This window comes from Gelidibacter mesophilus DSM 14095, assembly GCF_000423005.1.
Classification (GTDB): Bacteria; Bacteroidota; Bacteroidia; order Flavobacteriales; family Flavobacteriaceae; genus Gelidibacter; species Gelidibacter mesophilus.
On record NZ_AUHD01000001.1, the window covers coordinates 702,557 to 719,786 of the forward strand.

The 17,230-nt window shown below is 38.1% G+C and carries 10 protein-coding genes; 9 read left to right on the forward strand and 1 reads right to left on the reverse strand.

Going from position 1 to position 17,230, the window contains the following annotated elements; translation table 11 throughout:
- Positions 1–20: 20 nt before the first annotated feature.
- Positions 21–770, reverse strand: a complete 750-nt coding sequence (locus G525_RS0103215; protein WP_027124875.1) for a DeoR/GlpR family DNA-binding transcription regulator — start codon at positions 768–770, stop codon at positions 21–23.
- An 870-nt stretch (positions 771–1,640) separates the two neighbouring features.
- On the opposite strand from G525_RS0103215, the gene G525_RS0103220 reads away from it, so the two are divergent.
- The 9 genes from G525_RS0103220 to G525_RS0103260 all read left to right on the forward strand — a co-directional run bounded on the left by G525_RS0103220 (position 1,641) and on the right by G525_RS0103260 (position 17,136).
- On the forward strand, positions 1,641–4,832 hold the full coding sequence (locus G525_RS0103220) for a SusC/RagA family TonB-linked outer membrane protein (protein WP_035478794.1): 3,192 nt from the start codon (positions 1,641–1,643) through the stop codon (positions 4,830–4,832).
- Between the two features lie 11 nt (positions 4,833–4,843).
- Entirely contained in the window at positions 4,844–6,331 is a 1,488-nt protein-coding gene (locus G525_RS0103225; RefSeq protein WP_027124877.1) for a SusD/RagB family nutrient-binding outer membrane lipoprotein, read from the forward strand.
- Between the two features lie 109 nt (positions 6,332–6,440).
- The gene (locus tag G525_RS0103230) at positions 6,441–7,628 is read left to right on the forward strand and encodes a DUF1343 domain-containing protein (protein ID WP_027124878.1); all 1,188 of its coding nucleotides are present in this window, start codon (positions 6,441–6,443) and stop codon (positions 7,626–7,628) included.
- Between the two features lie 104 nt (positions 7,629–7,732).
- The gene (locus G525_RS0103235) at positions 7,733–9,202 is read left to right on the forward strand and encodes a sodium:solute symporter (protein WP_027124879.1); all 1,470 of its coding nucleotides are present in this window, start codon (positions 7,733–7,735) and stop codon (positions 9,200–9,202) included.
- Positions 9,203–9,225: 23 nt separating this feature from the next.
- Positions 9,226–10,047 carry an N-acetylmuramic acid 6-phosphate etherase gene (murQ, locus tag G525_RS0103240; RefSeq protein WP_027124880.1) on the forward strand — a complete coding sequence of 274 codons (822 nt, stop codon included), beginning with the start codon at positions 9,226–9,228 and terminating at the stop codon, positions 10,045–10,047.
- A complete protein-coding gene (locus G525_RS20080; RefSeq protein WP_035478897.1) occupies positions 10,044–11,735 on the forward strand; it encodes a glycoside hydrolase family 3 protein in 1,692 nt (563 codons plus the stop codon). The genes murQ and G525_RS20080 overlap by 4 nt, the downstream gene beginning before the upstream one ends.
- Before the next feature lie 32 nt (positions 11,736–11,767).
- Entirely contained in the window at positions 11,768–13,237 is a 1,470-nt protein-coding gene (locus G525_RS0103250; RefSeq protein WP_084647688.1) for a glycosyl hydrolase family 18 protein, read from the forward strand.
- Positions 13,238–13,249: 12 nt separating this feature from the next.
- Positions 13,250–14,464 carry an exo-beta-N-acetylmuramidase NamZ family protein gene (locus tag G525_RS0103255; RefSeq protein WP_035478796.1) on the forward strand — a complete coding sequence of 405 codons (1,215 nt, stop codon included), beginning with the start codon at positions 13,250–13,252 and terminating at the stop codon, positions 14,462–14,464.
- Between the two features lie 146 nt (positions 14,465–14,610).
- Positions 14,611–17,136 (forward strand): bifunctional glycoside hydrolase family 9 protein/polysaccharide deacetylase, encoded by a 2,526-nt coding sequence (locus G525_RS0103260; protein WP_027124883.1) that lies wholly within the window; start codon positions 14,611–14,613, stop codon positions 17,134–17,136.
- The last annotated feature ends 94 nt before the right edge of the window (positions 17,137–17,230 follow it).

Sequence of the window (17,230 nt, forward strand, 5' to 3'; positions counted from 1 at the left end):
TTAGATACTGTGGGTAATAACTAAACGAGGTTTAGTCCCGCGTTTTTATATGCCTTGAGTTCAGGAGCTTTGGGCTCAAAATCGGTGACCACGGTGCCAATGTCATTGAAACCGCAGACGTCATAATTGAGAATTGAGTTTAATTTATTGTAAGTCGCAAGATAGACCGTATGTTGGGAAGCACTAATCATCGCTTTTTTGATCAGTGAAACCTCATATCCTTCATCAGTAATGCCTTGCTCAAGACTTAAGGCACTCACCCCTATAAAACAGAGATTTGCTCTTAGGTTTGATAAATATTGTATCACATCAATACCCGTCGTCACCATGGAGCTTCTGTGGATTTTGCCACCAATAAAGATGGTTTCAATTAAGGGATGCTCCGTTAATTGCATCGCAATAGGTAAACTATAAGTGTAAATGGTTGCTTTTAACTTTTTAGGCAATAATTTAGCAAGAATTAAATTGGTGGTTCCGCCACTCATTATAATAACCATGCCGTCCTCAAGTAGAGTGATCGCTTTAAGGGCAATTCGGACTTTGTTTTCTCTGTTGTATATAACGTCTTCATTATAATGATATAATTTTTGGATGGTAGAGATGGCGCCTCCATGCACTTTGGTTAGCAATCCCCGATCATCCAATTCTTTTATGTCCCTCCTGATAGTGTCTTCAGATACCTCAAGTTTTTCAGACAAAAAACTGGAATTAACTCTTCTATTGATGCTTACCTCATCAATTATTTTTTGCTGACGTTCTTTTTTTTTCATGAAAATTTTTTGTTTTTTCAAACTAATTTGAAATCATGTGCATAAAGCCTTCTAAATGTATGCAAAATATTGCATGTTTTGACATTCAATATTGCAAAATAGGATAAAATAGGATAAAATTTGATGCTGTCTATTTTGAAATTCTGCTAAAATATGAAATTATGAGTAGTTCTTTAAGGTTAATTTCAATGGATGTGACGATAGTTTTCCCTTGATATTTGTAGTTCTTTTACTTAGAAAGCTCTCGTTACGCGCTAGTATCAATAAAATTTGATCTTTTAAATTCTTTTACTCTTGGATAACATTGGATCTTTTTGGGCTTACGCTAAGTTTGGGCTCTATAATTCAATTTTGAATAGAGTCACATAAAAGTTGTTTCATAGTGACTTACAATAGCATAGAATCTGATTTTATGTTATACGGTTCAAGGCATCTTAATGAGTGTTTCATTACGAAATTGGAAGCTATTGTCTTGAGTATGGTATTTGATTCATGCTATTTAGAGTGTAATGTGTCCATAAGCATTTGCGTTAAGGTGTATTCTGAAAAAAAGCAAACCTTTGATTTGTATTACAGAATATAGAATTGGTCTCAATATTCAAATTTTGGGCTCAGTAAGATTTTGAATTAGAAAGAACATTAGAATTTGATGCTATGCAATTTGGCCGAGTGAGGCTTGTTCAAAATCATAGAATGATTTGCTGTAAAAAGCCAAATCAATAATTAAAACTGACCCTTTTGAGCAAAATAAATCAAATACCTAGGTAGTATTATGCTTAAATTGCAATAAACGTGCATAATTTTGCAAAAAACATGCGTGTTTTAGATTTTTTTACTATTTTTATTAAAAATTAACTAAATCTTAACTTTATGAAAAATTATTGTTGTCAATTAATTGCCATATTATTTTTGTTTGTTGTGCAAAGTTCTTTTGCGCAATCTGCATCAATATCTGGTGTGGTAACTGAAAAGGGAAGTGGCATGCCATTAATAGGTGTGAATGTTGTTGTTGAGGGAACGTCAAATGGAGCTGTCACAGATTTTGATGGAAATTATACCATTAAAAGCGCCAACGCATTACAGGGTAAAACTCTTGTTTTTAGCTTTGTTGGTTATAAGACCGTTACAATAGGTATTGAGAGTAATACTCAAGTGCTGAATGTTGGCATGGAAGAAGATGCTACAAGTTTAGATGAAGTCGTTGTAACGGCCTTAGGTATTAAGCGGGAGTCAAAAGCTTTGGGGTATTCATTGACCCAAGTGGATGGTGATGAGATTTCTCAGGTAAAGACTACGAGTGCGGTCAATTCATTGCAGGGTAGGGTAGCTGGTGTTAATGTTTCTACAAGTAGTGCCGGAGCAGCAGGTTCAAGCAGGGTTGTTATTAGAGGTGCCAGTTCGTTAACGGGCAACAATCAACCGCTCTATGTAGTTGACGGAATTCCGGTTATTAATAATACCAAAAGCTCTGTTGTAGGACCAACCAATGATGGAACAGGAGACGGGGGAGATGACATTTCTTCGATCAATCCAGATGATATAGAATCTATTTCTGTTTTAAAAGGAAGTTCTGCAGCGGCCTTATATGGTTCGTTGGCCTCTAACGGGGTTATCATGATAACTACAAAATCTGGAAAAGGAAAAAATAATCTGGGTATTGAATTTTCGAGTTCTTATACCTTTGATAAAGTCAACACGGATCTTCAAGATTTTCAAACAACCTATGGGCAAGGTGATAATGGTTTGAGACCTGGCTATGAGTTTGATGCCAATAATAATCCTGTTGAAATTGCAAATATGGCGAATGCCATTGATGATTCCTTTGTGAGCACATTACAGTCTTGGGGCGCTAAAATGGATGGCTCTATGGTCTATAATTGGGATGGTGTTAGGAGGCCCTATTCTTATAAAGGTAATAATTTGGATAAATTTTATGATACCGGTACGACAGCTGTAAATACACTCGCTTTGTCAAAGGGTGGTGATGGTTATAACTATCGATTTTCAATGTCAAATTTGGACAATGCTGATATTTTTCCGAATTCTACTTTAAACAGAAAATCTTTATCCTTAAATGCTTCTGCCAAGATTAATCCAAGGTTAACCTCTACTGTTAACGCCAAATATGTAATTGAAAAGGTACATAACCGGATCAATATTGGAGATACACCCGGAAATGCAAATACCGTGGCAAATGTACTGCCTAGTACTTTAGATATTAACGACTTAAAGCCGGGTTCAAATACGGAAGGTACGGAGCTTTTATTTCAGCCTAGCCAGTTTATTTCCAATCCATATTGGGCAGTAAACGATTTTAATAATGATGATAAAAAGAATCGATTAACAGCGTCTACCGTTCTGCGTTATGACATCACGGATTGGTTATATTTAACAGGACGAGCGGGAATAGACACTTATGATTTTGCTAGAAGAGCCGTCACGCCTTATGGAACAGCATACCGTCCAGGTGGAGAGATGAGTCAATCAAAATCCACGTATACTTCATTTGATGCCGATGTGATGTTGGGAATTGAGAAAGGCATTACCGATAAAATCTCTACGAATTCTATAATTGGAGCCAATACAAGGTCTTCAACTTTTGAGCAATTGAGCGCCCTTGGGAGAGGCTTTATCGTAATTGGTTTGGAGGACATAAATAATACAACTTTACCAGAGCCAGATAATGAGTATTTTAAAACAAAAACGAATTCACTTTATGGTTCCTTTGAAGTGGATTATGGAAAATTCTTTTACTTAACTTTTACGGGAAGAAATGATTGGTTCTCTACGCTTTCTTATCCTGGCAAAGAAACTCCAAACAATGATTTTTATTGGTCTTTAAGCGGAAGTTTGTTGCTTAGTGAGGCCTTTAATTTGCCAAACGCATTTAATTATTTAAAATTGAGAGGGAGTTATGCCCAAGTGGCGGGTGGTGCCCAAAATGCTTATGCGCTCAATTTGGATTATGCGGTTACAGGATCATTTCAAGGTCAATCTTTTGGCCAGTTAAATGGCAACTCCATCCCAAACCCTAATTTAGTACCATTCCAGAAAGATGAAGTAGAGGTTGGATTGGAAGGCCGTTTCTTTAATAACCGTTTGAATTTGGATGTGGCGTATTACCAAAATGAAACCACAAATGACATCGTTCGCGCAGCTGCCTCTCAGTCATCAGGGTTTACATCCTCCATATTGAACATTGGTGCCCTTCAAAACAAGGGTATTGAATTGTTGATAGGCGGTACTCCAATTCAAACAGATGATTTTTCATGGAATACCTCCTTCAACCTAGGATATAACGATAGTGAAATACTTCGTACGGATGAAGAGGATACTCCAATAAATGTTGATGGTAGTCAAACACGTTCTAGAACAGCAATCATCTCTCACATTGTTGGTGAACACTACGGGGTCATTTATGGCTCATCCTATAAAAGGGACGAATCAGGAACTATTATGTATGACATTAGTGGTGGTCTACCAAAACCTATTCAAGGCGAAAATAAGATATTAGGACAGGGAGTAGCACCTTATACGTTAGGATTCTCGAATTCTTTTAGATATAAAAATATAACCTTAGGGTTTTTAATCGATGCTAAATATGGTGGTAGTGTACATTCTGGTACTAACCGAGAGCTTTTATTAAGAGGCTTGCATAAAAAGACACTAGAAGGTCGTGAAAATGGTTTGGTAGTTTCTGGCATTGATGATGCTACAGGTAATCCTTTCACCGCAACTGTGGCTCCAGAAAATTTAAGAACCTATTATGGCGTTATTTTGGAGGAGAGTAGAGGAATTTCAGAAGAGGTTGTCTATAGCACTGATTTTATCAAATTTAGAGAATTAAGTCTTTCTTACAGTCTTCCAAACAAGATCTTAAAAGACCTTTTTATTAATGACTTAAGACTTTCATTAATTGCTAGAAACCTGTTCTTTATATCGAAAGATATTGATAACGTCGATCCTGAGGCCGCGCTGAACAACTTGAATTCCCAAGGAATTGAAAGATTTGGTATTCCATCAACCAAAAGCTATGGATTTTCTGTAAACGTTAAATTTTAAAAAAATTGAAAATGAAAAAAATACTAATATTACTAGCAATAGTTGTCATGTTTGGATCATGTGATGAAGGTTTTGAGGAACTTAACGTCAACCCCACTAAACCTACTCAATTAGATCCCTCAACTAAGTTGACATTTATCCAATTATATACAGGGGGCAGTAGTTATGTGGCTACGCTATTTTATAACGTGATTCATTTGATGCAAAATGTTCAGCATCTTAATAATACGTCCTATGTGTCCTTTCTATATAAAGAAGGAAATACCCATCAGTTATTTGAAGAGCAATTTTCAAATACAGTTAAAAATATTGTGGACTTAGAGGCACAACTGCAAACGAGCACAAGCCCAACTGCGCCAACAGATTTGGCAATTGCAAAAGTTCAAAGGGTCCTTATCTTCAGTAGGCTTACTGATGCTTACGGAGATATCCCTTATAATGAAGCAGGTAAAGGCTTTCTGGAAGGCGTCAGGTTTCCAAAATATGACAAACAAAGTGAGATCTATCAAAATATGTTGGAGACCTTAGAAAGTTCTGCAGCAGCACTAGGCAATGGAGCGGTTAGCTCTTATGGCTCAGCCGATTTGTTATTTGCAGGAGATACTGATAAATGGAGAAAATTTGCCAACTCTTTGATGTTGCGCCTAGCTATGAGAATGGTAAATGTTGATGAGGCCGCAGCTAAAACTTGGGCAACCAAGGCCATTGCAGGTGGTGTTATGGAGAGCAACGCGGATATTGCTTTTATACTATATGAAGACTCTGCTAACGATGGTGGTCCTAATGTTAACCCACTTACAAAAAGCTTTACCTCTAGAACGCCTACACAAATAAAAATATCCAAAACACTTATGGATTATATGAAAGATAGAAATGATCCTAGGGTTTCAGTTCTATTTTCAACGGTGGATGGAGACACAGACTTTGCGCTTCAATCTGGTCAAGACATCAATGTATCTACAAGAGGTACAGCAAATTCAAAACCAAATATTAATATTTTTGGAGGTTCTGGAAACATTGTTTACGATGCTCCTTTATTCTTTCAAACTTACGCTGAAGTAGAATTTATGCTTGCCGAGGCGGCGGAACGTTGGGGACTTGCAGGTGGTAATGTAGAGACCCACTATAATGCAGGCGTAACTGCAGCTATGCAGTACCTTTCTTTATATGGACATGGCGTAGCCATTACGACGGATCAAATTGATACCTATTTGGCAGCGAATCCTTTTGTGCCTGCTCAGGCATTGAAAATGATTAACGAGCAATATTGGGTCGCTACTTTTGGAAATGGCTTAGAAACATTTTCAAATTGGAAAAGATCAGGATATCCTATTCTGGTGCCTGCAAATGTAGCCGATTTACTCACAGATGGTCAAATTCCAAGACGCTTACCGTACCCTGGTTCTGAAAAGTTAAATAATCCAGAAATGCTAGAGGCAGGAATTCAACAACAAGGAGGCGATGACCTTTTGACAAGAATGTGGTGGGATAAAAATTAAATCAAAATAGATGGGATGAATAATTGAGGTGAGGGAATTAAAATTTCACAACATTTAATGCCCTCACCTCTTTATTTATTAATGGTATTTAGAAAATGATTTCGATATTTTGAAAAAAGTAAGTTCAGGTCTTGATGTTTTGGTAGCTGATGGCAATCTTCAAAAGAAATTCCGTGGAAATGTTGCCTTATTGGCCCATAATGCCTCAGTTGATTCTAGTTTGGTTCATGCTTCTTTGAGATTTAAGGAGTTTTTTGGCTCGAGGTTCGTGAAATTGTTTGGACCTCAGCACGGCTTTGCCACCGATGCTCAGGACAATATGATTGAAACTGATCATGTTGTCCATCCGTATTTTAATATTCCCGTGTATTCTTTATACTCTGAAATCCGAGTGCCTACAGATAAAATGCTCGAAGGAATTGACCATCTGTTTGTTGATTTGCAGGATGTTGGCTGCCGGATGTATACTTACATTTATACTCTGACCTTGCTATTGGAAAAATGTAGCAATAGAACTATTGAAATTATAGTTCTGGATAGACCCAATCCTTTAAACGGTGTGGATTTGGAAGGAAATATATTAGATCTTCATTTTGAATCGTTCATAGGCAGGCATCCTATTCCTGTACGTCATGGTATGACCATTGGTGAAGTTGCCTTGATGCACCAAAAATATTGGGCTAAAGAGAGCACTAATTTGAAGATCATAAAAATGCAGAATTGGGAACGCCAGATGTATTTTGGAGATACTGGGTTGCATTGGCTTTTGCCATCACCAAATTTGGGAAGGCCAGAGAGTGCTCTAACTTTTCCTGCCATCGTTCTTTTTGAAGGCACGTCCTTAAATGAGGGAAGGGGGACAACGCAAGCCTTAGAAATTTTAGGCCACCCAAAAATTGAATCTTTCTCATTTTTTAATGATCATTTAGGTGCTAAAATAAAGGCCTCTGCCTTAGAAGGTTTTGTTTTAAGACCAATCACTTTTATTCCTACCTTTCATAAACAGATGGATCAAGTTTGTGGTGGCTTGCAGCTTCATGTTACTGATCGGTCCAAATACAAACCTTGGCGCACTGGTCAATTCCTGTTAAGAGAAATCTATCATTATTTGGGTGATCAATTTAAATGGTTACATCCTCCATACGAGTATAATTACACACAACAACCAATTGATATTATTAACGGAACGGATAAATTAAGACATTGGGTCACCCAAAATGGATCCATAGAAGAATTGGATGATTTTGAGAACTTAAAAAATTATAAGTTACAGCTAGAAGCCATTAAGATCTATTAAAGTATTTTTGGCGATTATTATTTTTAACGCTTAAAGAGCGCAGACGTTTCCCGAGAATTTAACCAACCAAATTAACCTATCAAAAATATAAACCGAACACACCAATGAGCCCAACTTTAATTTTAATAATCATAGCCTGCTATTTTGGACTATTGATGTTGATATCCCACATCGTCTCCAAAAATTCAAGCGACGAATCGTATTATACTGGAGATAGAAAATCACCATGGCAAATTGTTGCGTTTGGGATGATTGGTGCCGTTCTGTCAGGGGTCACTTTTGTGTCGATCCCGGGGATGGTAGGAAATAACTATTTTTATTATTTGCAGTTTGTCTTTGGGAATGTAGTAGGGTATGTTTTTATCACCTATGTTCTGGTTCCGATTTATTACGATTTGAAATTAGTATCCATATATACGTACTTAGAAACACGTTTTGGGATGAAGACTTATAAGACGGGCTCCATGTTCTTTCTTATTTCACAGTCCTTTGGTGCCGCTCTACGTTTGATGCTTGCCGCAAAAATTTTACAGTATGCTGTTTTTGATGCCTTTAACATCCCATTTTTTGTTACGGTCATCTTCATATTGGTACTTATCTGGTTATATACCAATAAATCCGGAATCAAAACCATCGTTTGGACCGATACTTTACAAACCTTCTTTTTGCTCTTAGCGGTTGGGGTTTCCATTTACGTTGTCAAAACTTCTTTAAATATGACGGTTTCGGAAACTATTACTTCTGTCACAAATCACGACTACTTTAAAGTCTTCGACTGGGATTTCAAATCTGGAAACAATTTTTATAAACAATTTATTTCAGGAGTGTTAATTGCTGTGGCCATGGTGGGGCTAGATCAAAATATGATGCAAAAAACATTGACCTGCAAAACCAAAAAGGAAGCACAAAAAAACATCCTCACGTTCAGCATATTTTTAGCAGTTACCCAATTTTTATTTTTAGGTCTGGGTGTGCTTTTATATTTATATGCGGACAAATTTGGGATTCAATTGGAAATTGAAAACGGAAGTTTTATCAATACGGATAATTTATTCCCGATGCTTTCCTTGAACCATTTTGGGATTATTGCTGGAGTCAGTTTTATTTTAGGAATTACAGCGGCTTCTTTTTCTAGTGCTGATTCCGCAATAACCGCGCTGACAACCTCATTCACACATGATTTTTTGAATATCAAAGCGAAGTCTTCAAAGAAAAAAATTCAACTTAAAAATCGGACGTTATTTGGCTTCTCTGCCTTCATTTTCTTAATCATTATGTTGTTTTCAGAAAGTAAGGGAGACGTCATTTCAACTATCTTTAAAGTGGCAGGATATACCTATGGTCCATTATTGGGCTTATATTTATTGGGCATTTTTACTAAAGTGAAAGTTTACGATAGTGCTGTGCCCTATATCTGTATAGCCATGCCATTGGTCACCTATTTTTTAAATTATTTCTTTATCAATTGGTATAACTTTGATTTTGGTTTCATGAACATTTTTGTCAATGCCCTACTTACTATAATATGCTTGTTACTTGTGAAGAAGCCCTTAAAAACTGAAAATTTATCATAATAGCTAATTAAATTTTAAATCCTATGGAACATAAATTGACCACCGAACAAGCGTCGGATTATAATGATTTAGAAAAGATGGACACCTGTGAGTTGCTCCTAAATATGAACACAGAGGACAAAACGGTACCTAAAGCGCTTGAAAAAGCTATCCCCCAAATACAAAAATTAGTCGATGCTGTGTATTCCAAAATGAAAGATGGCGGACGACTATTTTATATAGGAGCTGGTACCAGTGGCCGTTTAGGAGTTTTGGATGCCTCAGAATGTCCCCCAACTTATGGCGTTCCCGATACGCTGGTTATCGGCATTATTGCTGGAGGCGATGGTGCGCTTCGGAAAGCAGTGGAAAATGCCGAAGATAATACCGAGCTTGCTTGGGAGGATCTAAAAAAACACAACATTACCTCAGACGATGTGCTAATTGGGATTGCCGCTTCCGGCACCACACCCTACGTGATAGGTGGCGTGAAAACGGCGCGTCAGCATGGTATTATTACAGGGTGCATTACCTGTAATGAAAAGTCACCCTTAGCTCTTGAAGTTGATCATCCCATAGAATTGGTGGTTGGCCCTGAGTTTGTAACGGGAAGCACAAGAATGAAAGCAGGAACTGCTCAAAAACTAGCCTTAAATATGATTTCTACCACGGTAATGATCAAGCTAGGAAGGGTACGTGGCAACAAAATGGTGGATATGCAACTTTCAAATAAGAAACTGGTTACAAGGGGCGTTCAAATGATCATGAATGAAACCCACGTGGATGAAACAACGGCTAAAGCGCTTTTGAACGAACATAAAAGCATCAGAAAAGCTATTGACACTTATAATTCAAATAAAAAATGAAAAAGATTTTACCACTAGTTCTTTTGGCAACGTTGACCTTGGCTTCTTGTGCCAAAATCCCTGCCAAACGGACCATTGAAATCGACCATAAAACCCAATGGGTAGACAGTGTTTACAATTCCATGTCGCTAAAGGAAAAGGTGGGCCAGTTATTTATGGTCAGTGCCTATTCCAACAGAAGTGAATCTCATACGGATTCTATTCAACAATTGATAAATGACTATCATATTGGCGGACTTATATTCTTTCAGGGAGGTCCGATGCGTCAAGCAAAACAAACCAATCATTACCAATCCATTTCTAAAGTACCCTTGTTTATAGGAGTTGATGGTGAATGGGGGTTGAATATGCGGTTAGATAGCACCTCAAGATATCCGTATAATATGACTTTGGGTGCGATTTCCAATAATGACATCGTTAAAAAAATTGGCGAACAAATAGGGAAGGATTGCAACCGAATGGGCATCCACATCAATTTTGCGCCGGTGGTGGATATCAACACAAATTCAAAAAACCCTGTAATTGGCGTACGCTCTTTTGGTGAGGATAAAGTGAATGTCACTGAAAAAGCATGGGCGTTTACTGATGGTATGCAGAGCACTGGCGTTCTTGCTTGTGCCAAGCACTTTCCGGGACATGGTGATACCGATACCGATTCGCACAAAACACTCCCAACAGTTTCTTTTTCAAAAGAAAGGATAAATGAAATAGAGCTTTATCCATATAAAGAATTGTTTAAAAAAGGTATTGCAGGGGTCATGGTCGCCCATTTAAATGTGCCCAGTTTAGAAAGCCAAGAAGGGTTGCCATCTTCGCTATCCTACAAAATAGTATCGGAGCTGTTAAAGGATCAATTGAATTATGACGGTCTTATTTTTACGGATGCTTTAAATATGAAAGGTGCAGCCGATTACGGAGAACCTGGAGATATTGATTTGGCCGCATTTAAAGCTGGAAATGATGTGCTACTTTTTACGGTAGACGCTCCCAAAGCTATTTTAAAAATTATGGAAGCGCATGATCAAGAAAGTATCTCTGAAGCCCGATTGGCCCATTCTGTAAAAAAAATACTTGGAGCAAAATTTGACGCAGGGTTAAATAATTATGCACCCATTAAAATGGAAGGTTTGGTAAACGATTTGAATCAAGATATAAATGTTGAATTATATGCTGCCGCCATTGAAAATGCGATAACGCTTATTAAAAATGAAAATCAGATGTTGCCATTAAAAACGAGCGCAAAAGACACTATCGCCTTCTTAAAGTTGGGAGATGCTTCTGCTGATCAATTTTTGACAGAATTAAAATCTAGAGCTCATGTCATTGATATTTCAAGTCTTTCAGCGAAACTAACACTAGAAAAACTTTCAGAATACGACAAAATTTTTATCAGTCACCATCGTGAAAATAGCAGAATTACGAGTGCCATTTCCGATGAAGATAGACATCTGATTGAAAGTATTTCAAAAAATCACAAAACCATCTTGACCGTATTTGCAAGTCAATATAGTTTAAAGGAAACAGATTTAAAAGATGTTGAAAGTGTATTGGTTGCTTACGAAAATTCAGAGGTAGCAAATCGAATTACGGCGGATATTATTTTTGGAGCAGCTGATGCGAAAGGGACCTTGCCGGCATCAATAACAAACGATTTTTCAGTTAATACGGGTATCAAAACGTCGAAATAACCCAATAGTAATTCATATTAAAACAGATAACTATGAAAAGAATTCTACACATAAAGATCATCATTTTATTTGTCTTTATGACCATTCAAACCATGCTAGCACAGGAGGTAATTCTGGAAGGCCCACACCAAATGCAAAAAAAAGAATTTGGTAGGCTTACAGCAGATGTCATACAAGAAGATGCACGCAAAAATGCCGAAAACATCAATGGTTTAAATGCTCTAAGAGTACCTACTATGAATAAAAAGGTATTTGGTTTTTTACCGTATTGGGAGCAGAGTTCAGGTGCTCATAGCAATATCCGCTACGATTTGTTGACCCATTTGGCATGTTTTGATTTTTTGGTTCAATTGGACGCTTCAATAAAACCACCTGTAGGATGGCCGTGGACAGCAGAAATTAATGCCGCTCATGCACAAGGCGTTAAGGTAATTATGACGGTCGTAAATTTTGGTGGTTCTGATGGTGCGGATGCTGTTGTGTGGGAATTGATTACAAATCCAACTAAGAAAGCCCAATTTTTCGCCAATGTCAAGAATTTAATTCAAACCTATAATTTAGATGGGGTGAATATTGATTTTGAAGGAATGGCCTCTGCGCATAGGGGTGCAGAATTGAATAATTTTTTGGCTGATCTCACTACTTTTATTCATGCCGAACTTCCGGGAAAAGAGGTGTCTTTTGATGGACCGGCCGTGAATTGGGGTGGATGGATTATTGAAGATTTGGTGGCTAGTGTTGATTACGTTGTTATTATGGCTTACGACTATACTTCTGCAAACGGAGCCAATTCCGGCCCCATAGCACCCTTGACACATCATACCTCATGGAAACGTTTTGTTAAACGTACCATAGAAACAGGCACCTATGCCGTGCCAACTGCAAATACTCCTGAAAAATTGATAATGGCAGTACCTTATTACGGACAGCATTGGAAAACAGCTACTAACGTTTCTGAATCAGCAACCATCTCCCATGTATCTTCAACTCGCTATAGAAATACAGTAACGGAAGCAGACAACCACGGTGGTTTTATATGGAATTCAGACTTTGAATATCCTTGGTATCGATGGAATGATGGAACTAACTGGAACCAAGTGTGGACCGATAACGAACAGAGTATCTCTAAAAAGTTCGACTTGGCAATTGCCAACAATCTAGGCGGCGTAGGGATGTGGGCATTAAATTATGATGGCGGTCGTCCAGAACTTTGGGATTTGATCAATACTAAGTTTGGTGAAACTGCTTCTGTTGGTGATGTGAATTTGATGCAAATTAAAATTCATCCCAATCCTACAGTAGATTATGTGTTTATATCAAATATTAACGCCGTGAACTTTACTAAAATGGAACTCTTCAATATTTTGGGCGCTTCTGTTTTAATAGTGACCTCTAATTTTGAAAGTATAAACATGACAAGTTTTGAAAATGGCTTATATTTTTTAGAAATTGAGGATATTAGAGGTGAAAAGGCCACATTTAAAATATTGAAGTCCAATTAAAAATCGAAAATTATGAAATATCTATTTTTATCTTTTATTTGCCTATTAGCTTGTAATGATACTACTAAAAAAGATCAAGCTAAAGAGGAGAGCAGAGGCACCCCTGATGTGAATAACTCAGCAATCGTAACAGGTGCCAATCAAACAGACGTCTACCTTAAGCTTTTAGAGGGTAAAAATGTGGGTGTTGTTGCCAACCAAACTAGCGTCATTTTTAAAGATGCCAACAAAGAGCAGCATACTCATCTTGTTGATTCATTATTGGCAATGAATGTTGAGGTGACTAAAGTATTTGCGCCTGAACATGGATTTAGAGGCGTTGCAGATGCGGGTGAACATATAGAAGACGGTGTTGATGAAAAAACAGGCTTACCTATATTATCACTTTATGGGGATAACAGAAAACCACCTGCCGCGTTTTTAAAAGATATTGACGTCATGCTTTTTGATATTCAAGATGTTGGCGTTCGTTTTTACACCTACATCTCAACCTTGCATTATGTGATGGAGATTTCCGCCGAACTTAACGTGCCAATAATTATTTTAGACCGGCCAAATCCTAACGGACATTATATTGATGGCCCTATTCTGGAAAGTGACGTTAAAAGTTTTGTGGGTATGCACCCCGTGCCTATTGTATATGGCATGACCATTGGCGAATATGGAAAGATGATTAATGGCGAAAAATGGTTGGAAAATGGTCTGCATTGTGATCTTACCGTAGTGCCACTTAAAAATTATAGCTACGCTTCTGAATATGATTTGCCTATAAAACCATCGCCAAACCTTCCAAATGCAACCGCCATTAATTTATATCCGAGCGTTTGCTTTTTTGAAGGCACAACAGTAAGCTGTGGACGTGGTACCGAAATGCAATTTCAGGTATTTGGAGCGCCATTTTTGCCAGAAGACACATTCAAATTCAGTTTTACCCCTGAACCAAATTTTGGTGCAAAAACACCAATGCATCAAGGAGAGCTGTGTCACGGGCTAGATTTAAGAAGTGTTGAACCTCTTAATGAAGTGCGATTGGATTGGGTCATTGAAGCCTACAATGGTTCCGATAAAAAGACCTTTTTTAATGATTTTTTCAAAAAACTTGCGGGCACCACAAAGTTGCAACAGCAGATAGAAGAGGGGATGTCTGGGGAGGAAATAAAAGAAACCTGGAAACCTGGATTGGAAGCTTTTAGGAAAACAAGAAGTAAATACTTAATGTACAATTAATTGGGGGATAGGATTCAGTCCAATGAATTCTTTAAGAACCAAAGTTTTTAAAGGTGAAGATTTATTCGCATTTTGAATGCTTTTGCTTGAGCAAAATTAGGCTCTATTATAGTTGTCATTTTTTCCAAAACAAAATATAGAAACGGATGAAAAAAGCACTTTTATTTTTTAGTCTTTTAGTGGTACTCTCAGCTGCCAAGCCCATAGATACGGACTCTAAAGAAAACGCGGTTATTAGGATCAATCAATTGGGCTATACACCAAATTCTATAAAGGTTGCCGTATTTGGCGCTCTTGAGAAGGCCACGATTGATTCTTTTGCGCTCCATGATGCCGTTACGAACCAGGTGGTATTCAGCTCAAAAACATTAGAAGCAAAAGGTGCTTATGGTCCATTCCAATCATCATACCGTTTGAACTTTAGTAAATTTAGTGCGCCTGGGAAATACTATATTCTTGCCAAAGGCGTGAAATCTCCCGAATTCCGAATCAATGCAGATGTTTATGATCATACTGCCGATTTTTTAATGGAATATATGCGGCAGCAGCGTTGTGGCTATAATCCGTATTTAACCGCTTCCTGTCATTTGGATGATGGCTATATTCTCTATAATCCTGAGAAGAAAGGAGAGCGTATGGATGCGACCGGTGGATGGCACGATGCTTCCGATTATTTGCAATATACCGCCACTTCGGCCAATGCGGTTTTTCAATTGCTTTTTGCTTACCGTGATCATCCGGAAGCGTTTGATGATGCTTATGACGCTAAAGGATTGCCAGGTCCGAATGGCATTCCCGATGTTATAGATGAAGCAAAATTTGGCATGGATTGGCTCAAAAGAATGAATCCTTCCACTACAGAATATTATAACCAGATTGCTGATGACCGCGATCATTCGGGATACCGATTACCCAATAAGGACTCAGTTGTTTATGATCCAAATCAGAAGGGACGTCCCGTCTATCTGGCAAGTGGTGAAAAACAAGGGATATTAAAATACAAAAACAGATCTACTGGAGCGGCATCCACAGCAGGGAAATTTGCTTCAGCCTTTGCAATCGGTGCGAAGGTATTGGCCGAATTTTATCCTGAATATTCTGAAGACCTTACAAAGCGTGCTGAAGATGCCTATAAATATGGCGAACTACATCCCGGAGTAAGTCAGACAGCACCCGGTCGTTCTCCATATTTCTATGAAGAAGACAATTGGGTTGACGACATGGAGCTGGCGGCGAGCAGTCTTTATAAACTGACAGGAAACGAAGGTTACAGGAAAAGTGCTTTAAAATATGCTTCTGAAGAGAAGGTTACACCTTGGATTGGGCGAGATACAATTTTACACTATCAGTATTATCCTTTCTTAAATGCGGGCCATCATGAATTGGCATCAGCCATGCCATCCGAAGAAAAAAGGGAAGTAACTGCTTATTACCAAACAGGATTGGAGCTTCTGCATGAACGTGGCAAGGAAAATCCTTTTTATATCGGAATTCCTTTTGTTTGGTGTTCAAATAACTTTGTAACCGCTGCGGTCACCCAGAGCAAGTTATATCATAATCTAACTGGTGATGACACGTTTCTAGAAATGGAAGCGGCACTCCGCGATTGGCTTTTTGGATGTAATATTTGGGGAACCTCCATGATTGTGGGGTTACCTGATTTTGGAGACACCCCAATAGATCCACATTCTTCTTTAACACATTTGGAAGGTTATCCCGTAAATGGTGGTTTGATTGATGGACCGGTCTATGGATCAATTGCCAATAGTTTGATAGGGGTTGAACTTCATAATCCCGATGAATACGCGCGTTTTCAATCGGACTTAGTAGTCTATCAAGATGATGTAGGAAGTTATGCTACAAACGAGCCTACAATGGACGGTACCGCGTCATTGGTCTATTACCTGTCTTCTCTTGAAAGTGAAAGTTGGAAAACAGGCCATCAAAAGAAGCGGTATCGCTATGATAATAGTGGCGCGATTGTTCGAGGCGACAGCTCGGAAAGGAAAATTAGCCTGTTGTTTTCAGCGCATGAGTATGCCGATGGCGCCTCGGAAATATTGCGTATTCTCGAAAAGCACGGAATCAAAGCGTCCTTCTTTCTAACGGGTGATTTTTACAGGAATCAAAATTTTAAATCGTTCGTAGAAAGCGCAAAAAATCAAGGTCATTATTTAGGGGCCCATTCTGATAAGCATTTGCTTTATAATGATTGGACAAAGGAAAAAAAGCGTTTGGTTTCCCAAGAAGAATTTAAACATGATCTCAACGCCAATTATTCAGAAATGGAAAAATTTGGCATTCAGAAAGGCGATGCACCCTATTTTTTACCGCCTTACGAATGGCATGACAATATCATTACCCAATGGGCAGATCAAATACAACTTACCACCATCAATTATAGTCCAGGTACCTTGTCCCATGCAGATTATACGATTCCTGAGCTGAAGAACTACAGAAGTGCCGAAGCGATCATGGCGTCTATTTTGTCATTGGAGGAAACGGAAGGTTTGAATGGATTTATGTTGCTTTCACATTTGGGTACTCATCCCGATCGTACCGATAAGTTCTACTCCAAGTTGGACAATCTTATTTTAATCTTAAAAGAACGTGGGTATCAATTTGAAAGCTTGAAAGATATTTTGGATTTAAAAGGGCGGGTAACCAACTAACTGAATAAGGGCTTTTCAGTGTTGGGTGATGATTTTTAGTTCAAAAGCGTGAGGTTTCTGGTAATCCAAAATATTTAATTCCAATATTTTCAAA